This window comes from Sphingomonas sp. P3_C6, assembly GCF_056402595.1.
In genome coordinates this window covers 42,265-64,372 of sequence record NZ_JBFUHB010000023.1, presented here as the reverse complement: position 1 = coordinate 64,372, position 22,108 = coordinate 42,265, and the positions used below count along the sequence as shown (strand labels likewise).

19 protein-coding genes and 1 tRNA gene are annotated in these 22,108 nt (G+C 64.3%); 8 read left to right on the top strand and 12 right to left on the bottom strand.

What is annotated here, in order from left to right:
- Positions 1 to 213: 213 nt before the first annotated feature.
- The 6 genes from AC1DT7_RS18555 to AC1DT7_RS18530 all read right to left on the bottom strand — a co-directional run bounded on the left by AC1DT7_RS18555 (position 214) and on the right by AC1DT7_RS18530 (position 8,724).
- A complete protein-coding gene (locus AC1DT7_RS18555; protein ID WP_478037645.1) occupies positions 214 to 1,725 on the bottom strand; it encodes an ABC1 kinase family protein in 1,512 nt (503 codons plus the stop codon).
- Between the two features lie 289 nt (positions 1,726 to 2,014).
- Positions 2,015 to 2,518, bottom strand: coding sequence for a hypothetical protein (locus tag AC1DT7_RS18550; protein WP_478037643.1), 504 nt, complete (start codon positions 2,516 to 2,518; stop codon positions 2,015 to 2,017).
- A gap of 78 nt (positions 2,519 to 2,596) precedes the next feature.
- Positions 2,597 to 3,640, bottom strand: a complete 1,044-nt coding sequence (locus tag AC1DT7_RS18545) for a DUF6882 domain-containing protein (protein WP_478037641.1) — start codon at positions 3,638 to 3,640, stop codon at positions 2,597 to 2,599.
- Between the two features lie 335 nt (positions 3,641 to 3,975).
- Entirely contained in the window at positions 3,976 to 5,091 is a 1,116-nt protein-coding gene (locus tag AC1DT7_RS18540; protein ID WP_478037640.1) for a DUF5694 domain-containing protein, read from the bottom strand.
- Positions 5,092 to 5,374: 283 nt separating this feature from the next.
- Positions 5,375 to 7,987: a DEAD/DEAH box helicase family protein gene (locus AC1DT7_RS18535; protein WP_478037638.1), complete on the bottom strand. Its 2,613-nt coding sequence runs from the start codon at positions 7,985 to 7,987 to the stop codon at positions 5,375 to 5,377.
- 215 nt (positions 7,988 to 8,202) lie between these two features.
- A complete protein-coding gene (locus AC1DT7_RS18530) occupies positions 8,203 to 8,724 on the bottom strand; it encodes a PadR family transcriptional regulator (RefSeq protein ID WP_478037637.1) in 522 nt (173 codons plus the stop codon).
- A 58-nt stretch (positions 8,725 to 8,782) separates the two neighbouring features.
- On the opposite strand from AC1DT7_RS18530, the gene AC1DT7_RS18525 reads away from it, so the two are divergent.
- Together AC1DT7_RS18525 and AC1DT7_RS18520 are read left to right on the top strand one after the other, a co-directional pair.
- The gene (locus tag AC1DT7_RS18525) at positions 8,783 to 9,649 is read left to right on the top strand and encodes an aspartyl protease family protein (protein ID WP_478037635.1); all 867 of its coding nucleotides are present in this window, start codon (positions 8,783 to 8,785) and stop codon (positions 9,647 to 9,649) included.
- Positions 9,650 to 9,747: 98 nt separating this feature from the next.
- Positions 9,748 to 10,227 (top strand): hypothetical protein, encoded by a 480-nt coding sequence (locus AC1DT7_RS18520; RefSeq protein WP_478037634.1) that lies wholly within the window; start codon positions 9,748 to 9,750, stop codon positions 10,225 to 10,227.
- 170 nt (positions 10,228 to 10,397) lie between these two features.
- Here AC1DT7_RS18520 and AC1DT7_RS18515 read toward each other — a convergent pair whose 3' ends face one another.
- On the bottom strand, positions 10,398 to 12,353 hold the full coding sequence (locus AC1DT7_RS18515; protein ID WP_478037633.1) for a DUF2207 domain-containing protein: 1,956 nt from the start codon (positions 12,351 to 12,353) through the stop codon (positions 10,398 to 10,400).
- Positions 12,354 to 12,355: 2 nt separating this feature from the next.
- Positions 12,356 to 12,928, bottom strand: a complete 573-nt coding sequence (locus AC1DT7_RS18510) for a LemA family protein (protein WP_478037632.1) — start codon at positions 12,926 to 12,928, stop codon at positions 12,356 to 12,358.
- Positions 12,929 to 13,216: 288 nt separating this feature from the next.
- Between AC1DT7_RS18510 and AC1DT7_RS18505 the strand changes: the two genes are divergently transcribed.
- The 6 genes from AC1DT7_RS18505 (at position 13,217) to AC1DT7_RS18480 (ending at position 18,826) form a co-directional block, all read left to right on the top strand.
- Entirely contained in the window at positions 13,217 to 13,825 is a 609-nt protein-coding gene (locus AC1DT7_RS18505) for an outer membrane protein (protein WP_478037630.1), read from the top strand.
- A gap of 83 nt (positions 13,826 to 13,908) precedes the next feature.
- Positions 13,909 to 14,583 carry a response regulator gene (locus tag AC1DT7_RS18500; protein WP_478037628.1) on the top strand — a complete coding sequence of 225 codons (675 nt, stop codon included), beginning with the start codon at positions 13,909 to 13,911 and terminating at the stop codon, positions 14,581 to 14,583.
- A 65-nt stretch (positions 14,584 to 14,648) separates the two neighbouring features.
- A complete protein-coding gene (locus tag AC1DT7_RS18495) occupies positions 14,649 to 15,983 on the top strand; it encodes a sensor histidine kinase (RefSeq protein WP_478037626.1) in 1,335 nt (444 codons plus the stop codon).
- 227 nt (positions 15,984 to 16,210) lie between these two features.
- Positions 16,211 to 16,936 carry an SIMPL domain-containing protein gene (locus tag AC1DT7_RS18490; RefSeq protein ID WP_478037625.1) on the top strand — a complete coding sequence of 242 codons (726 nt, stop codon included), beginning with the start codon at positions 16,211 to 16,213 and terminating at the stop codon, positions 16,934 to 16,936.
- A gap of 443 nt (positions 16,937 to 17,379) precedes the next feature.
- Positions 17,380 to 17,694, top strand: coding sequence for a hypothetical protein (locus AC1DT7_RS18485; RefSeq protein WP_478037624.1), 315 nt, complete (start codon positions 17,380 to 17,382; stop codon positions 17,692 to 17,694).
- A 355-nt stretch (positions 17,695 to 18,049) separates the two neighbouring features.
- Positions 18,050 to 18,826 carry a hypothetical protein gene (locus AC1DT7_RS18480; protein WP_478037622.1) on the top strand — a complete coding sequence of 259 codons (777 nt, stop codon included), beginning with the start codon at positions 18,050 to 18,052 and terminating at the stop codon, positions 18,824 to 18,826.
- A gap of 489 nt (positions 18,827 to 19,315) precedes the next feature.
- On the opposite strand, the gene AC1DT7_RS18475 is transcribed toward AC1DT7_RS18480, so the two are convergent.
- The 4 genes from AC1DT7_RS18475 to AC1DT7_RS18460 all read right to left on the bottom strand — a co-directional run bounded on the left by AC1DT7_RS18475 (position 19,316) and on the right by AC1DT7_RS18460 (position 22,058).
- Positions 19,316 to 19,391, bottom strand: a tRNA-Thr gene (locus tag AC1DT7_RS18475).
- Between the two features lie 43 nt (positions 19,392 to 19,434).
- Complete coding sequence (locus AC1DT7_RS18470) at positions 19,435 to 20,295, bottom strand: hypothetical protein (protein ID WP_478037665.1); 861 nt, start codon at positions 20,293 to 20,295, stop codon at positions 19,435 to 19,437.
- A 102-nt stretch (positions 20,296 to 20,397) separates the two neighbouring features.
- Positions 20,398 to 20,748: an MmcQ/YjbR family DNA-binding protein gene (locus tag AC1DT7_RS18465; protein WP_478037620.1), complete on the bottom strand. Its 351-nt coding sequence runs from the start codon at positions 20,746 to 20,748 to the stop codon at positions 20,398 to 20,400.
- Positions 20,745 to 22,058, bottom strand: coding sequence for a replication-associated recombination protein A (locus AC1DT7_RS18460; protein WP_478037619.1), 1,314 nt, complete (start codon positions 22,056 to 22,058; stop codon positions 20,745 to 20,747). The genes AC1DT7_RS18465 and AC1DT7_RS18460 overlap by 4 nt, the downstream gene beginning before the upstream one ends.
- Positions 22,059 to 22,108 lie beyond the last annotated feature (50 nt).

Genomic DNA, 22,108 nt, shown 5'->3' with positions numbered 1-22,108 from the left:
CGGCCGGAACGCGACCTGCAAGGTCGCTGAGGCATCTATTGCGCGCGGGACGACCGTTGGCTGGACGTCGTCTTCCGCTCCCAACAGGAGGTGACGCAGGCGAATGAAATCCTTCACGGAAATAAGGCGCGGCGGAAATAGCTGGCCCGTCTTCTGACGGTCCCCTTTCCTCGGGTTCTTTGGGTAGGGCGCCGGTGAGGCCGCCTCGAAGCGCTACCGGAACAGCAAGGCGCCAGCCACCATGCAAGCGCCGATCACGACCGCCCCCGATATCCAGCGCCCGGCGGCAAGTATGTTGGCAGCGTCCGATGGGACGGCAGGTGCAGGCTCAGCCTCCAGGCGGCGGATGGCGGCGCGGAGCAGGCGAGGCGCGTCTTCGCTGATCTTGGACACTTCCCAGGCGAGCGTCCGGGCGATTGGCGCCCAATACTCCGGTGACAATCGGGCCAGGGCGATCTTGGCCGAAGCACCCCGGATCGCGGCTGACAAATCGAAACCGGGTTCGATCGCTGTCAACACGCCGTCGATCGTCACCAGCGCCTTGAAGACCAGCAGCAGGTCAGTTGGCAGCACCAGCCCCTCGTGGCGCATCAGCGGCAGGAAATCGGCGATCATCGCCCCCAGCACAAGTTGCCCGCCGCCATGCTTTGCGACCAGGCGTTCCGCTGCGATCCGCACGCGTCCGGGCGCGACATCGACGCCGTCCGACCAGCCGAGCAGCACGTCGGTCAATTGTGCAGGGTCGCCTGAATCCAGTGATTGAACAAAGCCGATGAACTCCTGCCGCCGACGCGGTGAGACATGCCCGATCATGCCGAGATCCAGCAACGCGATCCGGTCGCCCGGCAGGCAAAGCAGATTGCCGGGGTGGGGATCGCCGTGGAAACGTCCGTTGACCAGCACCATATCGAGCACGAGTTCGGCACCGAGCGCGGCGATCGCGCCGGGATCGATGCCGGCCGCGCGCAGCGTCGCGTCGCTGCGGGGCGGCACGCCGTCAACATAGTCCATCACGAGCAGCGTCTCGGACGACAATTCCCAGTGGATTTCGGGCAAGACGACGCGCGGATCGTCGGCGAAGTCTGCGCGCAGCCGGTCGGCGTTGCGGCCCTCGGTCGTGAAGTCGAGTTCCTCGGTCACCGCGGCGGCAAGCTGGCGCACCATCGCGACGGGCGCGTACCGTCGCATCTCGGCGTTGGTCTCCATCACGGCGGCGAGCCCGGCGATCAGCCTGAGATCGGCTTCCATCAACGGTCGGATACCGGGTCGCTGAATCTTCAGCACAACGTCGCGGCCGCCGGGTAACGTCGCACGATGGACCTGCGCCATCGACGCCGCCGCAAGCGGCACCGGATCGAACGACGCAAACACGCTCTCCGGCGGCTCGCCCAGCGCCAGTTCGACAGCGGGACGGAGATCGTCGAACATCAACGTCGGTGCCTGGCTGTGCAGCTTTTCGAGTTCCGCGATCCAGGCGGGCGCGAGCAGATCGCCGCGCGTCGCGAGAATCTGGCCGAGTTTGACGAAGGTGGGCCCGAGCGCCTCAAGCGCTAGCCGCGCCCGGCGGGGCAGGCTGTCGGGTTCGGGCAACGTTTCACCGTCGCCGCTCGGCAGCGACACGCCAAGGCGGGCGAGAATGACGGCCACGCCGAAGCGGGAGACGACCTGTAGAATGTCCGCCAAGCGGGCACGATCCCGCCCAGCCACAACCAACGTCTTTATCATGGACCTGCCTTTGGCATGGAAGTTCAATCTTGCGAACCGACGTCAGCAGATAGCTGCTGGATGCGAGCGTGAAAATCTCGGCGCGGGCGGAGCGGTTGTCAGCAGTAACGCCTGGTGGGGGAGCAGTAACATGGCATAGGGGTGCAGCCCGCTTGGCCGACAGTGGCACGGTGTAGATAGAGACGGACCGGAAGACGGCACCGGCAATCATTTGGCGGCTTCGCGCCCGTCTCTACTCATCAAGCGTGGAGCCGGTGAGGATCAAAGCAGCCCGACCTTGGCGCGCTTCTCACTTACCGATGATACGGCGCGCGAAGCTCGCCATCTTGACGGCATTGGCGCGGGCGACGGTGGAATCCTCGGAAAGCGAACGGATAGTGAGGAGGTCACCGTCTCGGATAATGACGGCGGTCGCACCAGCCATCGAACCCATGCGATAGCTGGTGATCCAGCCGATCGCAGGGGCAACGTCGAGTGCAGTCAGTTCGCAGCTGAAGTCGCGGGCACGGCATCGCGCCCGGAGTTGCGCGATTGTGGTCTTTCCCTCGCGCACACGCTGCTCGGTGCCGTCGTCCTGACGTCCCAGCACGACGCCGACGATCGGGCTACCGGAGCAGGTGGGACAGGAAAGGACGGCCTGGCCGTCCTCGGTCCGGCTCGTGAAGCCGGGGCCGAGGGTCTTCTCCATGTCCTTGGCCAGGCTGGCAAGGTCGCGTGTCGCAAAGCCTTGGGCAAGCACATGCGTGGTCGGAGCAAACATGAGGGCAGCGGCGAGAATGATTCGAAGCGTCATGCAGCCGACCTAGCGCCGGCGCGTCGCCAGCGGGAGGGCGGGTCGTCTTGCGACGCGCACAATCGGCCTTCTCCGCGATCAACCATCCATGCTTGGCCAGACAAAGCCTCCGCCCCAATCCAGCAGCTGATCGGTGATCCTCAGCGCACCGTCTACGGATTCGATCCGGTAGACGGTCTCGCCGACATGCCTGCCGATGGCGATGTCGATGGCGCCGCCTTTGGGGTGCGGGACGGTGAAACAAATCGCCTTCGTGTCCGGGTCGTGGTCGGACGGCCAGCCAAGCGAGCTGGGTTCCCAGTAGCTATCGGTGCGCGACCAGTAGCGGTTGTAGATGGCCAGCTTGCGGCCGATCAATTCGCGCAGGATGCCGTCCTGGCCGTCGCGTTCGTGGTACTCGCGGTCGATCGGCAGCATTTCGGCATCATAGGCCGTCACCAGCGCATGGGAGGCCTCCAGCATGGCTTCGTCGACCGGCACCGCGGCCCGGGATTGCCGGGCGGGTTGCTCGAGACGGAATGACATGAACACCGAGGTCGAGCCGTTGACCATGCCGCGATAGACACCATCGGCGCCGCCCGTCCGGGCAGCCAGGGCGAGCAGCGGCTTCAGATTGTCAAAGACGACGGCCTGGGTCGGTATGGTCAGGGCGGCGAGGCCGAGCCGCTCTCCTTCGGCCTTTGCGCGTTCGGCATCCTCGCACATTGCCGGCAGAAAGGAGGGATTGGCCCAGGCCCACATGAAGCTGCGGTCGCGTGGATCGAAGCTGCCGAGGATTTGGGCGCGGGCGACGATCGTGCGGCCGCGCGCGAACTTCAAGGTAAGCAGGCCGGTGCCCTGGTCGAAATCGTAATTGCGCTCAAGACCGAACCCCTGCTCGCGGGCGAAGCGGATGTTCTGCCCAATGAGCCAGTCGCAGGCTTCGCGCAGGCGGGGCGCCAGGCTGTCGTCCGGGACAAGCACGGGGTAGGCGGGGCTATCCGCGCCGCCCTCGCTGCCCTCGGTAAGCGACAGCGTCTGCGTCACTCGCGCGATGCGCCCCTGCTCGTCGCGCTCCACTTCGCCCTGGGGCGGTTCTGCGCTCTGGTCCCCGGCCATCAATTTCCGCAGCCATTCCAGCATGTCTAATCTCCATTGTCCGAGCTCTTACCGATCCGCGGCCGTCGCAATGACACGACCTCAACTTCCACTTCCGGATCCACATTGATATGTATGTCGGCATTGGCGGCCGACAGATGGCTTTGCCAAAGAGACGGTCGACCTCGCTGGAGAGAGCCCGTAGCTGGGCGGCAAGGGCTTGCAGGGCCGAGCGGGCGTGAACGGGCAGCTTGTCCTGTGGTTCATGAAGCGTTTTTCAGCAGCGCGACCACGCCGCCCGTGCCGATACCTGTCACGACGCCGTCTGCTAAGATTGCTGCCACGAGCAATTGTCAGCACTTGTCGACCCTCACTCCATCTCAGTGCAGCACAGCGTCGGCGCTGACCAGGCGCACGTCGTGCATCTGGTTCAGATAGGCCTCGTAATAGCCCTTGTGCGACGCGCCGACGATGGCGAGCATCCGCATGCCGGGGTGCTGACCCAGCACGTCGCGGATATTGCCGACCATGCGAAGGTTACGAGTCTCCCAATAGCCCAGATACTGACGGCCAAAGCCCTGCGGCGATGATTCCAGGAACGCCGCGCCGAAGTCACCTTTGAAGGCCATCAGCTGGGCGTCGGCACTGTTGAGGGCACGGTAGAGGTTCAGCAGGCCGTCCGGCTTGTTCAGGTCGGCCCGCAGGCGCTCATCCTCGGCTCGGCGAGCTTTGCTCGTCGGATTATCCCAGGCCTTCATGATAGCGGCCTCGAAGGCTTTCTGTTCGACCGGGTCGCTGCTGTCGGGCGTGTCGGCCGTGTGGTCATCGACGCTCCACAAACGATCAAGTCCCAGGCGCGCGGCCAGCACGGCCGCGATCAGGGTGGACTCGTTACGTCGGGACTTGAGGGATTCCAGATAGGTGACCAGCGCCTCAGTGAGGCCGTCGCCAGCGCGTTGTTCGGCCCCCGGCAACCGCAGCCATTGCACAAGGGCCGAGTTCCGCTCCCCCGCAGCCAGGAACACGGCGGCCAGACGTCGCCGCTGGGCGGTCGTGGGCTGGGCCGGCCACGCGGCGAGCAGGCGCTCGACCTCGGCATTGGCCGCCGGCACATCGAGACCGACGGCCTGGCCCGCCTCGGCCGGATCGTAGCAATAGCTCTTCACCGTCGCGGCGTAACGGGCCGGATAGCGACGCAGGGCGTCGCACTGCAGGCCTGAAAGGTCCTCGGTGGCGATACCGGTCGGCTTCCAGGCCGCCAGGCGATCCACCAGCGGGACCAGCAGCGCCATGTCGAAGGTCTTGGGCAGGCCGGAGAGGTGCGTCGTGCCCAGCACCAGCACTTCATTAGCCTTGCCAGCGGGCGGACCCTTCAGCGTGTCGGGATGGAAGCTAGGCCGATAGTCCTGCGCCCGGACGGAGCCCGCAATCATGACCAGCGCACCGGCGCTCGCAACCAGAAGGCGAAGGAAAGGCTGACGTGTTGGACGAAACATGAAGCGCTCCCGATGGCTACTGAAGCTTAGAGGCCCAAAACGCGGCGAGTGTAGCCCGTCTGGCTCTCGGTTCGATCCGAGGCGGTAATGGGTGAGGGATGAATGCGCCGCAATGGGCAGGGTACTTAAGTGCCGAACCGACACTGAAATGCCGCTCCAGGACGAATGCGGTCGCCGAGCGCCGCGAGTGCAGCGCGACGAAGATCCAGCGACACGCGCCGTGGGAGAGCTCACGAGCTCGAGGCATGCGGTGCGGAAAGGGAGGCGTACGCCGGGACCAACTTTACATCCAAACCGAGCGGCGTTGGAAAAAGCGCTGCATCCCCGCTGCGAACGATTGGACACGTGCACGGAGTAGGGCACGGCGACCATCCCCGGTCCGGGTGAAGACTAGCCGAGACGCCCCAACTCGGCGCTGCCACTGCCGGAGGAAATACTCGGCCAATTCCTTGCGCGAGCCGAAAACAGTGGGGACGGCGTGAAAATCGGTTCGTTCCGCCAGCCACAGGCGACTTTTTCGAACCAGCAGATAGCGCGGATTTTGTATCGGCCCGAGCAATTCGGCGAGTGCTTCCAGAAACGCACGCTCCTCCGCCCGCGTAGCACCATCGATCGCAATTTCGTAGCGACCCGCAATCGTGGGGCGCACCACGACTGCATAACCCGTCTCTGCCCCTTTGAATGCTCCGACGTGGCAGAGACTCGCCACCAGCGCGCTACCCACCTGGGCGAGGCTGCGCTCCAACGTGCCGTTACGCCACCACAGCATTCCGGCTCGAGCCAGCTTGGGCAGTGAGTAAAGGAAGGTGGCCCCGACGAAGATCATCATCAATGTGACGAGGCTTCTAACGCCTGTAAAATATCGAACAGCGCCCAGCGCCGACAGCGCGCCGCCCGTAATGGCCGAAAAGATGAGAGCATGGAGCGTGTCGCGCCAAGCCAGCGAGCGGGGGGCGTAATTTGCTTCGGCGACGCGATGAACATGGCTACGCGGCGTCGCGCCTCCCAGCGAACTATGCCATTTCTCGGCAATCGCCGCTCGGTCGCTCGCCCGCGCGAAGGTTCTGAGGTTTTCGGCCTGCTGGATTGCGGTGAAATCCACGGCAAGGCGGTCGACACCGTTTTCAATCTTGTCGCTGTCGTCGTTCGTAATCCCTTCGAACGCCTCAAAGCGACGGCAAAGCGCGCCGACATCGCCATCTTGAGGCCCGGCGGGCTCGACTGGGCCAGGGACGACGGTCGCGAGATGCCAGATCGCGGCGACTTTGCCGGGCGAAGTGGGATCAACACGAATCGCACGGCCTCGCATCTGGTTCGACAGCATGTAGGAGCCCGCGTTGCTGGCCAGAATCAGGCAGTTGATCGCGGGCGCGTCCCAGCCTTCGCCGAGAAGCGCCTGCGTGCCGACGATCACCCGGATAGAGCCGCGCTGGAACAGACGCGTCACTAGCGCTACCACGCTCGACGCGGTGCTGCCTTCCGCCTCAAGTGCGACATGCGCTGGACAGCCGGGCAGCACGCGGCGGCGCAAACGCGCCGGATCGATCCGCATGGCCCTCGCCTCCGTGTCGAGCGCCCCCAAAGCGTCCACTGGGACAATGACGAGTGTGCCAGTTAGCACCGCGAGAGCAGCCGGCATGACCCCCGCCCGGCGTAGCGCCTCGAAGATCGGCACGACGCCGAGCTTCGTTGGCGCAAACGGCGCCTCGGGATCCCGCGGCAACTCGTCGGCGCGTATCCGGTCGGAAAGGACAACCAGACGCAGACATTCTCCCATCGTTCGCGCCTCCGCCCGCGCGATGTCAACGATACTGTCGAGCTTTGCGGCGCTGCCCGCCACCGCTGTGAAAACTTCCTTGTTCTCGCAAAGGACGACGCGCTTGTTCTCGATCAGCCCCAAGCCGTTCAGCGCGCGTCGCAGCTCGATCCAATTCGCCTCACCGATGGCGGTTTTGCTGCGGGACTCGTCGAGCAAGCCTTGGAACAGCCTTTCCAGCCAGGCAGATGTCAGTGGCGGTAACGCAGCGTCGTCCACTCCAAGGAGATTCCTGACGGCGCACGGGACGGATCGCCCGGCGGCGGCGAGCGCGATCATCAGCGCGGTGAGGTATTCGGGGCGTTCGAGCAGCTCTTCTTCATGCTCTTCGGGCTGGGTCAGCCAAGGATGATCGGCGAGGCGATCCATCAACGCGGAGTCGGCTATCAAGCCCGCTGTCAGGTTCTCGATCGCGCGACGCCGCGCCGACAGGAGTTCGAGCTCATCGTGGCGCGGCGTTGATAGGTGGATATGATCTTGATGGGGGCAAAGGTCGCCATTACGCACCAACTCGGGCACCGAAATCTCGCTATCGATCGGCCCGCACAGCGCTTCGTATCGTGACCATTCGGAGAGTGGTGCATCGTACGGGGGTGTCGCGGTGAGCGCGACGAGCTTCACGTCTTCCAGCCGGTCGCGGAGTTCAAAGAGCGCTGTCCACCATTCCCGGCGCAAATGATGGGCTTCATCGACGATAAGCGTGACCGGCCCCTTGGCCGCGAAGGCTGCAACCAGCGCGTCGAATCGTTCGGGACCACCGTCATGGGCCGCGTGTAGGGCCTGATAGGTCGCGAGTGTCATCGTCGACGGTGCGTCGATGGCTGTGGAGATATGCGCATCCCAGGCGTGGTGGTCGTCGAGGAAAAGAGGAGAAAGCCGCTCGCGCCATTGGTCTCGGATGGTCAGGCTCGGCGCGAGAATAAGGGCAGGGCGGCCGATGCGCTTCATCGCTTCGAGGCCTAGGACCGTCTTTCCTGAACCCGGGGCTGCGACGACGTGGAGCCGACCGTCAACGAGATGTCCATCCATCTCGGCCAACACACGCGCCTGATAATCGCGCCAAATACCGGTGAATCGCATCTCGGATAGCATCAACTTGACCACAGCCGGTGCGGCCGATCGGGTCAACTGCGTTAAGACAAATCTTCAAAGCGGCTGTCATGTGGCGGGGACTGCTTCATGAGGCACGGGACGGGCGGTTCACATACCGCTAGGTAAAAACAGACCCGCAGAAGAGGGGTGCGGCCCGCGAGCGCGTGACCTCCCAGCAGAACCAGATAGACCTAGCGACGACCTCATTTCTCCGTCAGGCGCTGATTCAACCAACTGAGGCGACTTCTCTGCAAGACAATCGCCAGTTCGATCCGTTGTCCTTCCACAGAGTCCAGTTCGGGCAACTGGGTCGCTAGTGCTTCAATCTCGGACTCGATCCGTTGGCTCAGCGCTTCAAATGCCCTTCGTCGGGTCGCGGGCGCGATCGCGTCCCACATTCCTGCCCTGAGTCGGAAGGGGTCGAGACCCACGCTCGCGGCCCGCTCTGGGTCGCATATCCAGTCGTTCAAGCGCGTCTCTCCGTCCGCGGTGAGGGTCAGGAGGCGTGTCCTCAGTTTGGACGAGGTCGATTCGGACCTTACCAACCCCGCCGCGACCATCTTGCTGATCGCCGGATAGACGGCGCCAGCGCTCCCACTCCACTCGAGAGATGGCGAGACCTGGAACGCCTTGCGCACCTGAAACGCCGTTGAGCGCTGGCGGTGATGGATTTCCGAGAGGATCGCTCCCTCAAGCTCGGTGAGGGGATCTTTCCGACTGTTCATTTGACCCTTCCGTCACTATTAGTACTAATCGTACTATAAATGTTTCGAGGACGCACCCATGCTCTTAACCCGTCACGCCGCCGCCGCACTTTCCATGGCATTGTGCTGCGGTAACGCGGCGCCGGCATCAGCGCAGACCGCCAGCCCGTCTTCGGAACAGTCCGTCCAGACCTTCCCCCTGTTCAGCTCCGGCAATCGCACGATCGTGGTCGCACGTTTCAACGAATCGACCCCCGTACCGCTCGTTTTCGACACCGGCACGAATGGAAACATTGTCGATAGTATTTATGCCGCACAGATCAGCCTGCCCAATGTCGGCCCTTCGGAATCGGTCGATGGCGCCACGGGGCGTCCAATACCAGGATACACCACACGCCTTGTAGGATTGACCATTGGAAGGGCCGTCGTTGCCGACGGGCCGGCGACCGTGATCGACTTCAAGAGGCGCGATTCCGTAGGAGTCATCGGACCTAACAGCTTTCCGGGCCGTCTGACCGAGATTGATTTTGCTCACAGTCGGGTCCGGATCCTCCCGGATACGGCCGACAATAGGCCAACCGGGCCCGCGGTCGGTCACCTCGACGAGCTACCTGCAGTGACGGTGGGGTTGCCGGGGCAAACCATTACCGCCCTCGTTGACACCGGAAACGACCAGCCGCTGAGCTTTCCGCTATCAATGGCGGCAAGCCTTCCTTTGAAAGCGCCGCCCGTGCGAAATGGAATAACTCGGTCGGCAGGCGGTCAGCAAGCGTCCTACCAGGCACAGATCATAGGCGAAGTTCGGATTGGCTCAGTCGTCCTGCAATCGCCTATGGTAAGCTTTGAGGAAAACGGACTTCCGAATGTCGGCATGCCGGTCTTGAGACAGATGCTTATCGTCATCGACCACACGGGACAGCGGACATGGCTCCGCCCGTTGAGATGAACCGCGAAGGTTACCGCAGCCCTCGATCGCGTGGGTGCTTGGCCGCTCTGGGGCGACTTTACCTTAGGTGTTCGATATATTCAAACCTATGATAGCCGATGACCTTGAACATCCTGCTCTCTGTCCTTGTGGCCGTCCTTCAGATCCTCGTCCTTGGCGGGCTCTTCCTGCTCGGGCGTCGCTTCCTGCGCTCGAAAAAGTCATTGGGATCAGCGGGTCCCGTCAGCGTTGATACACTGGGTTTGGCCACAATTCCCGTGTTCGCGACCTTCACCGGTTTGCGGGGGCTATCGCCCTGGCTTGCCGTCGCGACCAACAGTCTGAACCCCTACTTGGGAATCGCGCCTGATGGACTTGAATACCGGGTGATCCGCAAGCGGGCCGCACCCTTCAGCACAATCGAGTCTGTCGAGGTGCGCACGGGTCCCGGCACGGTCAACCTCTGTTTTGTTTTCACCAGCGGGCTCTTCACGTTCTCAGCGAACGTCGGCGATGACGCCTCGGCATTGCAGGCCTTGGGTCGGCTGCCGGCATCGATCCCCCGGGGGCCAAACGCGCGTAAACTCCAGCGGCTCTAGCCCTAACCCGGGGCCGCGATATTGTCGAAGTCGGGCCTGCGGCCAATGGGGCTCTCAGCGCTGATGGGGCCCGTCACATTCACGTCCTTAGAACAGAGAAATCGGGCCGCCGTCGGCGCTGTCGCGACCGCCTGCGCTTGGTCACTGGAAACGTGGGCTATGTCCGCTTCCTACCATCCCGATCCACCGCCACCGCCGCCGCCGCCGCCGGATGAACCGCCGCCTGAGGAGCCGCTTGAACTACTGCTGCTGCTGCTCGAACTGCTGCTGGAGGTACTGGGCGAAGTCGCGGCCGAAGCGATGGTGGAGGTCAGCGCCGAGCCCATCGCAACAGCGAACGCGCCGGAATCCGACCAGGATCGCCTGTTGTTCCCGACATACCAGTCGCTCGTGGAGTTGGGGCGGTCGTCCATGCCGGCTGTGACCATGACATTGGCGAAGCGCTTCGCCCAGCGATTTTCCACCTCCAGCGCCATGGCATAGGGCAGGTAGCGTTCAAACAGCGCCGCGGTCTTTTCCGGCGGGTTCAGCGTGTCCAGCCGGTCCTCCTCCGCCACTGATAGATAATGGCGAAACCCGCGAATCCCGTCGCGAAGTGCCCATCCGGCCGGGGTGGGCACCACCAGCAACGCGCGGGTCACCAGCAGGAAGGGGATGGCGAGCAGCGGAACGAGCAGGGGGAGGGGGTTGCCGCTGGCCAACCCCAGGAAGACGAGCGTGCAGCCAAGGAACACCGTTGCCAGCCACGTCAGCCCGGTGACGATCCAGTTCAGGACCTTCACGCCTTTGCCGGGCTTCCCGCGGCGCTGGCGGGCCAACAGCATTAGCAGAAGGCGGCCGACGACCATGCCGCCGACGAGCCCGGGGAGCGTCCAGGGCGACACTCGCGGATTACCCAGCAGCAACGTGACCGCCACCGCGAGCATCAGGCCGACGACGAGCATCCATCCCAGCAGGCGGTTGCGGGGCTCCTCGGTAAAGGTGCGGCCCTCGCCATACTGCGCCTCGAGTTCCTCTACCAGGCTGCGGCGCGCGGCGGTCAGCACGGCGTGGTTGGCCTGCTTCAGCACCACCGACTTGCGCGATTTGAACAGCCGCCGGGTCATTTTCTCTTCCGCCGGGGGAAGAGCGGCCGCGCCGTCCACCTGCTCGAGCCGCTGCTCGGCGTCGCCGTCGTTCGCGACGCCGTCGACGATCCGCAGCCGGCCGCGTACCGCGGCATCGACCACCGCCGCGGAAAAGGTCCGATCGTCGAAATCCTTGCGCCAGACATAGCGCACCGCAGCCGCGGACAGCCCATCGGGTGGCGAGAACAGTGGCACGAGCGGGCGGGGATCGGGGTGACGCCGCGCCCGCCACAAGGAATGCGCCCAGTAAACGAGCATGGCGATCACGCCGAGGGCGGCGAGTAGCACCGCGCCCCAATCGTCCAACCACCAGCCGAGCTTGTCCAGCGCGCCGGGCGGAGCGACGACGCCCTTGGGCCAGGCGGCAGCCACGGTGAGCCCCTCCATCGCCTCAAGCCGCCTTGTGGTGCGAAAGACGATCCTGCCTGGCCGCTCGTCCACCACTTGCGCGTCAGCGGCGGTTGAGCCCTGTTCCCCGGTATACAGCGCCCGCTTCCCGAATTTCACTGCCTTGGGCAGGGTAATTCTTGCCTCTGCGCGTTCGATCGGGAAGGTCCAGCCATTGCCGGTGGCATTCCAGTAAAGCTCGTCGACATCGGAATAGAAACTGAGTTGGCGGGTCGTGCGATACTGGATGCGATAGACGTGCTCGCCGGGCGTCAGCAGCGTATCCGCGCGTCCGATCCGCACCCGCTCGCCATTGTCCATGCCGACCAGCGTATAGGGTTCGGGGCGACCGTCGCGCACCACGCCGACCACCCGGAAGCCGACGGTAACCATGCGGCCCCCCGGACCGGGATAGCGGGTCGGGAAATCGCGCTGGATACCTCGCTGGATCTCGTCCCCTTCGGAGACGATGTGGATCGTCTCGACGACGTCCAATGTGCCGTCCGCACGTACGGTGACGTCGCTGACGAAATCGGTGATCCGCTCCTCTGCATGCGCAGGCACGGCAACCAGCAGCGCGAGCGCTGCGATCAGCTTGGGCAGGATCCGCACGCTCAGCGCGCGCCGTCGAAACGGATTGCCGGGGCGTTCGCGATGGCGGGATCCGCATCCTCGAAATATTGTTCCTCGCGAAAGCCGAGCGGACCGGCGACGAGCAGATCCGGGAAGGAAGCTATACGGGTGTTCAGATCGCGGACCGTGGCATTGTAATAGCGGCGGGCGCTTTGAAGTTCCGTCTCGATCGCGGACAGCTCGGTTTGCAGGGCACGGAAATTGGTATCGGCCTTCAGTTCGGGATAGGCTTCGACAACCGCCATCAGCCGGCCGAGCATGCCGCCCAGCGCCGCATCGGCACGGGCCGCATCCTCCGGACGGGCGGCTTTCACCGCATCCGACCGATGGGCCGTGACGTCGTCGAGCAGATCGCGTTCATGCGCGGCATAGCCCTGGACCGTGGCGACCAGATTGGGCACCAGATCCGCGCGTCGCCGCAATTGCACGGTGATCCCGCTCCAACCCTCGCGTACGAGCGCACGCGCGCGCACCAGCCGGTTGTAGATCAGGATGAAGAGAAGACCAGCCAGCGCCAGGAGGGCGAGCGCGATCCACAAAGCAGTATAGGTCAAGTTCGCTCCCGGAAAGATCGCGCCGACGCCGGGCGGCTGCCGGTCCTCCCGATACCGCGTCAGCGATCGATATCCAACACCGTCTTGCGCCAGGCGCGACCGCTTCGGCCGAATGGCGGCGCCTCTGGTCGCCAACCTTGCCCCCGGAGCGTAGGACGGCGCCAGAAATCGGACCGCTGCGAGGCGCTCGTCTGAAATCTGACGCCGCGCAATGCTCGCACAAGGTTGCACGTCCATCCGGTCGGCACCGCCCTTTGCAGGCGGCTGTGACCGGAAAAAGGATTTGTGATGAAGAGTATCTGCTTGTTGATCGGGGCCCTGGTGCTTCTGCCGAGCGCCGCCCTCGCCCAGTCGCGCGAAGAGGTAACGCTCGCTGGCGTCAAGATCGGGGCGTCGATCGACTATCGCTGGCATGACGGTGACTTCCAGGTGCCGCGTATCGCGACCAAGGTCGATGAGAAGAAAGGCGGGATCGGTTATCGCGGACATGTCGGTTATGACGCGCAGATCGGCAAGGCATTGCTGATCGGTGCCGAGGCGGGGATCGGACGCGGCGGCAAGGCGCTTGTCGCGTCGAGCACCACGGGCGACTATACCCTGAAGCCGCGATGGACCTGGGATGTCTCGGGCCGCGTGGGCGTACTGCCGGCGTCGAACGTGCTTCTCTACGGCCGCGCCGGATATAGCTGGCTGCGGGTGCGCGAGACGACCGACTTCCGCGCGACCAATCTCAAGGACCTGAAGACCAGCAGCACCGAAAAGGGATTCCTGTGGGGCGCCGGCATCGAGGCCGCGGTGACACAGGGTGTTTCGGCACGTGCAGAATATGTCCGCGTGAACTATCGCGACGGACTTACCTCGTCGAAGATCCAGCTGGGCATGTCGCTCGGCTTTTGAAACGCCGCTGACACGGTGGGCGGTCGGTCGTGGCGACCGCCCATCCGGTTCGCGCCCCGTTAGCGACTGTAATAGGACGAACGATGCGGATATTGCTGGTCGAGGACGAGGCCGGGATGGCGGCGGCGATGGTCGCCGTACTGGAGCGCGAGGGCTACGTCGTCGACCAGGTGACGTCGCTCGCAGAGCTGCACGAAGCCGCGCGGCTCGCGGTGAGCGATGTCGTGCTGCTTGACCGTACGCTGCCTGACGGCGACGGTATCGCCGCGATCGACGACATCAGGCGGTTCAACCCAGGTGTGCCGGTGATCGTCATTTCCGCGCGCGGCGACATCGACGATCGCGTCGCCGGATTGGACATCGGCGCCGACGACTATCTCGCCAAGCCGTTCGCGATGGAGGAAATGCTGGCGCGCATAAGGGCGGTACGGCGGCGCCCGGCAGCGTTGCCTCATCGACAGGTTCAGCTCGGCGAACTGGTCTATGACATGGGGAACGACGAGGCACTGGTTCGCGGCGTGCGCCTCGATCTGCCACGGCGGGAACTCCGCGTCTTGGCGGCGCTCATGCGACGGCGCGGACGAACCGTCCTGCGCGGCGCGTTGGAGGAGGCTGTTTACGGATTCGACGACGAGATTCAGTCGAACACGCTCGACTCGCATGTGTCACGCCTGCGCAAGCGGCTGGGCGAGGCCGGTGCCGACGTCGAAATCCACGCCATCCGGGGCGTCGGCTACCTGCTGCGGAAGGCTCTATGAAGCCGCGGGCCCCGAGGTCGTTCAAGGCCCGGCTGATCATTCGCCTGCTCGGATTCCAGGTCGGCTTGTTCCTGCTGACCGGTGCCTTGCTGGCGGGGTATGTGCTTTATAACGATGATGGCAAATCGCTGGTCGAGCCCGATTTCGCCGACGTGGCGGCTCGCGCGATCATCCGCGACAGTCACGGCAAGCTGCATCTCGTCGATACGCCCGAACTGGTGGGCGCACGTCGTCGTGTACCCGACCTTTGGTTCGTGGCGCGGGATGCGCGGGGCGAAACCGTCTCCTACAACAAAACCCCCGCTGCCTATGCGGGGATCGCGAATAGTCTCGAGCACATCACGTTCGCCTACATCAAAGACGAGATGCCGCCGTATCGGTATGTCGCCTCAGTCAGGTTGGCTGACGGTCCGGCCGGCGAATTCACTATTCTGGGAACATCCCGGACCGGCGACTGGACGTTGCGCCTGTTCGCGGCGGGCGCCGACATCCTCGTATTTGGCCGGGGCGCGGTGCTGAACACGGTGACGATGCTGTTGCTGCTGTCGAGCACGATCATGGTGCCGTTCCTGATCGTGCTGTCGCTCATCACGATCGTTGCCATCCCCCTGATCGTGGGCAAGACCTTTCGCCGGCTTTCCGTTGTCGCCGGGGAGGCCGGTCGGGTGGATATTTCCCGGCCCGGCAGCCGCTTGTCGTCAGACGGAATCCCCTCGGAAATCGTGCCCTTGATCAAAGCGATGAACGGGGCGCTCCGCCGGCTCGACGAAGGATATGAGCAGCATCAGCGTTTCATCTCCGACGCTGCGCACGAATTGCGCACACCGATCGCGATCCTCCAGGCCAAGATCGAAGCTGCACAAGACTCGACGTTCGCGCGGCGTCTCCAGGGTGATGTCGCCCGTCTGGCGACCCTGGCCGAACAGATGCTGGACCTGCAGCGGATCGGGCGCGCTTCGCCGCTCGACGATGCAGTCGATCTCGGAAAGGTCGTGCGCGAGGTGGTGGCAGACCTCGCGCCCTTGGCGATCGCGGGTGGCAAGGAACTGGCGGTGGCCGATCTCGGCGCCGTGCCCGTGCGCGGCGACACGGCGGCGATCGGTCGTGTGCTTGCCAACCTGGTTCAGAACGCGCTCGAACATGGCGGTCGTCAGGTGGTCGTGCGCGTCGACGGCGCGACCATCGAGGTCGAGGACGATGGCCCGGGCATACCGCTGGAGGAACGCGAAAGAGTCTTCGAGGCTTTCCACCGCCTGCGGGGAGGGAAAAGCGGTGCTGGCCTCGGGCTCAATCTCGTTCGGGAGGTCATGATCCGCCACGGCGGATCGGTCGAGCCGCTCGAAGCACCGTCGGGAGGCACGATCATGCGGCTTGAGTTCGTCGCCGCGGCGCAAAGCTGATGCGACGCTGCCCGGAGACGATCGCCGCGGCTGATGGGGTGCGCCCAGCACGAGACACCAACCCTGGCGCGTGTGACGGGAATCGGTTGCCGGCGGCGTTAAAGCCAGAGTGGCTCGGATGCACACAAGGCAACAAAATCACGGCCACCCCAGAGATCCAGGAGAAAGTCGCGAGCAAGCAACTGCTCGGACCCAACCAAATACCAATTCTCGTGAAAGGAACTTCAATGCGTTTGTCTCTCAATCTTCTTGCCCTGGCGGCGACCACGCTCCTGCCAGTCGCAGCCTCGGCCCAGGCGCTGCCGACACCCGTGCTCATCGACGGCACCGTCCTGGAGGTTGTGTCCGAGGGCAAGGCCACGCGCGCGCCGGATCTGGCGGTGATCAACACCGGCGTCCTCACCCAGGCCCTCACCGCGGCCGGAGCCCTGTCCGACAATGCCGCGCGCGTGAAGCGCGTGATTGCCGCGCTCAAAGGGGCAGGGGTGGCCGACCGCGACATCCGTTCGGCCAATATCTCCCTCCAGCCCCAATATCGCTATGCCGAGAACACGCCTCCGGCGATCACCGGCTATCAGGCTTCCAATACCGTTTCAGTGAGGTTCCGGGATATCGGGCGCGCGGGCGCTATCCTCGATACGCTCGTCCGGGAGGGGGCAAATCAGATCGACGGCCCGAATCTGCTGCTCGACAAGCCGGAGACGGCCCTCGACGAGGCTCGCGCCGACGCGGTGGCTAAGGCCCGTGTCCGCGCCGGTTTCTATGCACGGATCGCTGGTCTGCGGGTCGATCGTATCCTGTCGATCTCGGAAAATTCGGGTGTGGGCGCTCCGATCGCCATCACTGCGATGCGCGAGAACATGGCCGGGGCGGCAGCCGACACAGCGACGAAGGTGATCCCCGGCGAACAGGACGTGACCATAAGTCTCTCAGTCCGCTTCCTTCTCAAATGACCGCGCGCGTATCTTGTCCCGCACGGCCGGGCCGGCGAAACGCGGGGGCGTCCTGCGGTGTCGCAAACCACCTCGCGGCCTTTCAACGAATATCTGAACAAATGGCGACAGTCGCGCCGGACGTCGCCTCGAATGCCGACGTCGGGACGCGCAGCAACCAGACTCCTCGCGGGTGGCGAGGAGCCTGCATGCTCGGGACTAGTCGCCGGTGAGCAGAGACGAGGACGGTGCACGTTCTGCCGGTTCTGTGTTCATGATCGGACTGCTGATGTCGAAGGCGTCGCTGAGCGGACATTGGCTCGAACTATGTGGAGTGGTTCCATTGTCGAGAGTTTCCAGGCCGCCAACTCTGTGTCGGCGCTTTCATTCTCTGTGTCGGCGCTTTCATCTCGTGGTTGCCGCATTCGCGCTTGCGGTCGCGCCGGCGCTGGTGAGCGCGCACGATGCTGGGAGCATCGCTCTCGGGCGGGAAGAGGCGCGCGAGGATCGAACTCGCAATTTCTGCGGTCGAAGCAGCCTTGCCAAACATCTATTGGCATCAGACCCGGCTGGAGTGGGCAGCGGCGAAAGCCGATGCCCGTGGCCGGGTGGCGGGCGTTACCGACAGCGCCGCACTTTGGCGAATTCTACGTCCGCTCATGGCGCAAATCGGCGAAGGCCATCTCAGTCTTCAGCTCAGTGACGCAACAAGTTCCTTTATGGGAACAATCCTCCACTTTCATCCCGCAGCGATTGTTACGATTCCAGAATGGCTTTGACCGTTCGCCCTCTCTCCAGACCGCTCGCTTCGGTGGGTGTAGTCTGGTGCGTGCGGTAGAGGCCGTTCGCTGGCCGGTACCCCGCGTGTTGGGCGGGTCACACGACAACGGTGATCCGTGAAATGCGCGAGGATGACACCATCCATGTGCATCAAAACCATACCGACTGTCTCAGGGGATCGTTGAAGGACCATTATTCAACCGCTGAGATTGAGACTTGGATGTATGGGCGTTCCCCCCGAAGGCTATGGCGGTTCGCAACCTCTGGTGAGACTTTCGCGACTCTCAAGCCTTCGCTTCGCGTTGCAAGGCCGCAGAGTATCGGCCATGGTCATCGGATAACGGGAGAGTGCTGATGCAGGGTATCTTGAGCTGCAGCGAGAAGGGCGGACCATATGCGATGCGGGGCATCGCAGCGAGCGCGATAGCCGTCACCACCCTTATGCTGGCTGGGTGCGGCGGGAACGGCGGGTCTGGCACAGCCGCGCAACAGGATATTCCAGCCGCATTCGACACAGCCGCGCGCGCGCTTTCGGCCCAAGGTTATTCGTTGGCTAGCTGCGTCGCCATTGCGGACGACAAGGAGAAACTGGCTTGTTATGCCGCGCTAGGTTTCAAGGATAAAAGCGATGTCGCGAAAGTCGAGGCCCTGGCTGGCGCCTCGGACATAATGGCCGGGAAGCGCTGGCAGATCACGGCGCCAAGCCCGGGTGGGAGCGACAGCTTCCAGGGCACCGCCACGTTGACGCTGGCTTCACTCCCCAACGAGGGGCCGATGGCGTTTCGCAATACTCGCATCTTGCTGCGCTGTCCGGCAGACTGGGGCGGTCCAAGCAACCAGAAATGGGGTGCATCGATCGATCTGCCCTCCGATGTGTCTTATGATTCAAACAGCAAGGATCGCGGCACCATGGCGATCGAGGTCGATGGTAAGCCCTTCAGTGCAGTCCAGTTCTCACGCACCAGTTTCAACGTGGTCGACGATCAAGCGACGGCGTTCCGCGATGCGGTCATCGCCGGTAAGGCATTGTCCTTCACGGTGAAGACGACTGATGGAAAGACCGGAGCGACGAAGACCCCGCTCCCGGACGCCACGGGCCTGAAGGAGTATTTCGCGAAGTTCTGTGCATAAGGCGCCGGGCGCGCTATCCCGCGGAAGCGTGAGACGCAGGTAGAACGTTTGACGTCGATCCGCTTGCCGATAGGCGATCGTGCGTTTTACCCGGCGAAAGCCGCCGGCCGAGGTGCTCGAGACCTAAATTCTCCGAATGGCGATGCGCCCCGATCTAGGGCCGCGCAGGAGCGACAGTCCGTAACGGAATCGGGATCGGTGACGTCACTTGCCATCAGGTCCGGGCAGTCATCGGCGCGGGGGGGTGCCGGGCTGCCGCCGGAGCGGCCAGCGCAAGTCGGAACAAACATGAGCGCAGCTGCGAGAATGATTCGAAGCCTCATGCAGCCAACCTAGCGCCGGCGCTTTGCCAGCGGGAGGGCGGGTCGTCTTGCGAGGCGTTTGGTTCGGCAGGGATGGGCTGGTCCGCTGATGCGCGGACATGACACTTATCGTCGGAGCCGCTCCCGATTTCGGCCGTTCAGCGGCCGAATCACGAGGACTCGTATGTGGTGCCGGTTGCAGGAATCGAACCCGCGACCTTCGGTTTACAAAACCGCTGCTCTACCAGCTGAGCTAAACCGGCGCTGGGGCGTGAGCCCCGACTCATGGTGTTTCCGCCCAATGCGTCAGACGACGCCGAAGGTCCAGCCCTCGCGTTGCGCGATGTCGTCGGTCATACCCGGTGGATGCCAGAGATCGGCCCTGCCGGCATTGGCGCGGAGCCACGCCGCCGTCAGGATCGCGTCGGTCGCATGGTCGGTATAGCGCTCGAGCGGGACATGCGGCTTCGAACCCATCACCGCCAACGCGACATCCAGCGTCTCGCCATCGCGAAACTTGCTCAGGCCCTTGCGTTTGCCTGCGGCTCGCGCGGCAATCGAGGTGTATATCTCGACTATCATAGCGCCCTTGGCGGGCACGGGATCGAACGGCCAGATCGGGATGGCGGTATCGATATGGTGCAGCAATCGCATGCACGCGAAGCTGGCCTTCGCCACCTGCGCCGCGCCGATCGCGTCGTAGAGGGAGGCGGGCTTGTGGCCCCCGCTTGCCTTGTACTGCGTCTCGCTCGCGCGCAGGTGGATAAAACCCGCCTTCGGCCCGTCGGCCGCACCGAGATAAAAATGGCGGCCCCGCCGGTTCTCGAGGAAGGATGCCGCACCCAGATCCATGTCCGGGCTGGCGGCATCGACATAGGCCCAGAAAGCGCGAGAGGTGACCGGCGTCTCCTCGCCGGGCAGGTAGGCGCCGCGTTCGATGATCGGTGGCGAAAAGCTGCAGTCGAACCCCACCAGCAGGGGTTCGTCGGCACGAGCACGCAGCCATTCGAGTATCTCGGTGCGCGACCACGCCCTGCCCGGCGGATCGACGAGCACCGGCGCCGCGTCGCCCGCCTCGCATATCGCCAGGGCGATGCCGGGGTGGCTCCGGCCTTTGGCGCCCGACCAGTCGATCGCGGCGAAATGGGTGAAATGGTCAGGGACGATGGCCACCGCGCCTCGCCCGTTTCACCCCTATGGCCCTGTCCCGCCGGGCGCACTCGATCAGCACGCCGATCTTCTCGGGGGCCGCGCGCAGGACGCAGTCGCTCATGCCTTGGCTTTACGCGGTCTCGATCGCGGCCGCGCGGCGCTCCAGTCGCGCGACCGCTCGATCATTGCGTGGACCCGGTCCGGATCGGCGCTGTCGTACCGCACCAGCACCCCGGGCCAGCCTTCGTAGTGCGGCGTCTGCCAGAAGCTGTCCGGATCGGTCTCCATCAGCATCTCCTTGGTGTCGTGGTCGATCGCGAGCACGAAGGAATCGTCTTCCCGGCTGGGGTGGAGAAAGGCACGGCCATTCGACACGATCTTCACCGCAGGCTTGCCATAGCTGGTCGCCAGCTCCGTATCGGGCAGGCCGAGAGCGAATGCCGTAACGCCGTTCCAGTCCAGGCTCATCCGCCACGCTCCTTCAGCGCCTGCCAATAGGCCATCCGTTCGGCGATCCGCTTCTCCACGCCGCGATCGGTCGGGGTGTAGAAGGTCTGGGGGCTCATCTCTTCGGGCCAGTAATTGGATCCCGAGAACCCCTCCGACGTGTCGTGGTCATAGGCGTAACCCTTGCCGTACCCGATGTCTTTCATCAGTTTGGTCGGCGCGTTGAGGATGTTCTGTGGCGGCATCAGCGATCCCGTTTCCTTCGCACTGCGCCAGGCGGCTTTCTGCGCCGCATAGGCAGCGTTCGATTTTGGGGCGACGGCGCAGTAAAGGCACGCCTGCGCAATCGCGAGTTCACCCTCGGGCGACCCGAGGAAATCATAGGCATCCTTGGCCGCGAGGCACTGCACCAGCGCATTGGGGTCGGCGAGCCCGATATCCTCGCTGGCGAAGCGCGTGATACGTCGAAGCACATAGAGCGGCTCCTCGCCCGCGGTCAGCATCCGCGCGAGATAATAGAGCGACGCCTGCGGATCGGACCCGCGCATCGATTTGTGCAGCGCCGAGATGAGGTTGTAATGCCCCTCGCGGTCCTTGTCGTACACCGCGACGCGCCGCTGCAGGAACGCGGAAAGCCCCGCCGGATCGAGTGGCTCGGGCAGATCGACCGAGAAGAGGGTCTCGGCCTGGTTGAGCAGGAAGCGCCCATCGCCATCGGCGCTGGCGATCATCGCGTCGCGCGCCTCGGGGGTGAGGGGCAGGGGGCTGTCCATCGTCTCCTCGGCGCGGTCGAGCAGCTTGCCGAGCGCCGCGGCGTCGAGACGATGAAGGATAAGCACCTGCGCGCGGCTCAGCACTGCGGCGTTGAGTTCGAAACTTGGATTTTCGGTGGTCGCGCCGACCAGGGTGACGGTACCGTTCTCGACATAGGGCAGGAAACCATCCTGCTGCGCGCGATTGAAGCGGTGAATCTCGTCGACGAACAACAGGGTGCGCTTGCCGATCCGGGCATGCTCGCGCGCCTCCGCGAACGCCTTTTTCAGGTCGGCCACGCCGGAGAACACCGCCGAGATCGCCACGAAGCGCAGATCGACCGCATCGGCCAGTAGCCGTGCGATGGTGGTCTTGCCGGTGCCGGGTGGTCCCCACAGGATCATCGACGACAGGCGCCCCGCCGCGACCATCCGCCCGATCGCTCCTTCGGGCCCGGTCAGATGCTCCTGCCCGACGACATCCTCCAGCCGCTGCGGCCGCAATCGGTCGGCAAGCGGCGCATTCTCGGCAAGCGCCTCGCGGGAAGGTGGATCATGGGTGGCAAAAAGGTCGGCCATGCGCGGAACATAGGGTGGACGGGCACATGGTGCCACCCCGGTGAGGCATC

Coding starts and splice junctions, on each gene's coding strand:
- AC1DT7_RS18555 (WP_478037645.1), bottom strand. CDS start 1,725: ATGATAAAGACGTTGGTTGTGGCTGGGCGGGATCGTGCCCGCTTGGCG.
- AC1DT7_RS18550 (WP_478037643.1), bottom strand. CDS start 2,518: ATGACGCTTCGAATCATTCTCGCCGCTGCCCTCATGTTTGCTCCGACC.
- AC1DT7_RS18545 (WP_478037641.1), bottom strand. CDS start 3,640: ATGCTGGAATGGCTGCGGAAATTGATGGCCGGGGACCAGAGCGCAGAA.
- AC1DT7_RS18540 (WP_478037640.1), bottom strand. CDS start 5,091: ATGTTTCGTCCAACACGTCAGCCTTTCCTTCGCCTTCTGGTTGCGAGC.
- AC1DT7_RS18535 (WP_478037638.1), bottom strand. CDS start 7,987: ATGCGATTCACCGGTATTTGGCGCGATTATCAGGCGCGTGTGTTGGCC.
- AC1DT7_RS18530 (WP_478037637.1), bottom strand. CDS start 8,724: ATGAACAGTCGGAAAGATCCCCTCACCGAGCTTGAGGGAGCGATCCTC.
- AC1DT7_RS18525 (WP_478037635.1), top strand. CDS start 8,783: ATGCTCTTAACCCGTCACGCCGCCGCCGCACTTTCCATGGCATTGTGC.
- AC1DT7_RS18520 (WP_478037634.1), top strand. CDS start 9,748: ATGACCTTGAACATCCTGCTCTCTGTCCTTGTGGCCGTCCTTCAGATC.
- AC1DT7_RS18505 (WP_478037630.1), top strand. CDS start 13,217: ATGAAGAGTATCTGCTTGTTGATCGGGGCCCTGGTGCTTCTGCCGAGC.
- AC1DT7_RS18500 (WP_478037628.1), top strand. CDS start 13,909: ATGCGGATATTGCTGGTCGAGGACGAGGCCGGGATGGCGGCGGCGATG.
- AC1DT7_RS18490 (WP_478037625.1), top strand. CDS start 16,211: ATGCGTTTGTCTCTCAATCTTCTTGCCCTGGCGGCGACCACGCTCCTG.
- AC1DT7_RS18485 (WP_478037624.1), top strand. CDS start 17,380: ATGCTGGGAGCATCGCTCTCGGGCGGGAAGAGGCGCGCGAGGATCGAA.
- AC1DT7_RS18480 (WP_478037622.1), top strand. CDS start 18,050: ATGCAGGGTATCTTGAGCTGCAGCGAGAAGGGCGGACCATATGCGATG.
- AC1DT7_RS18465 (WP_478037620.1), bottom strand. CDS start 20,748: ATGAGCCTGGACTGGAACGGCGTTACGGCATTCGCTCTCGGCCTGCCC.
- AC1DT7_RS18460 (WP_478037619.1), bottom strand. CDS start 22,058: ATGGCCGACCTTTTTGCCACCCATGATCCACCTTCCCGCGAGGCGCTT.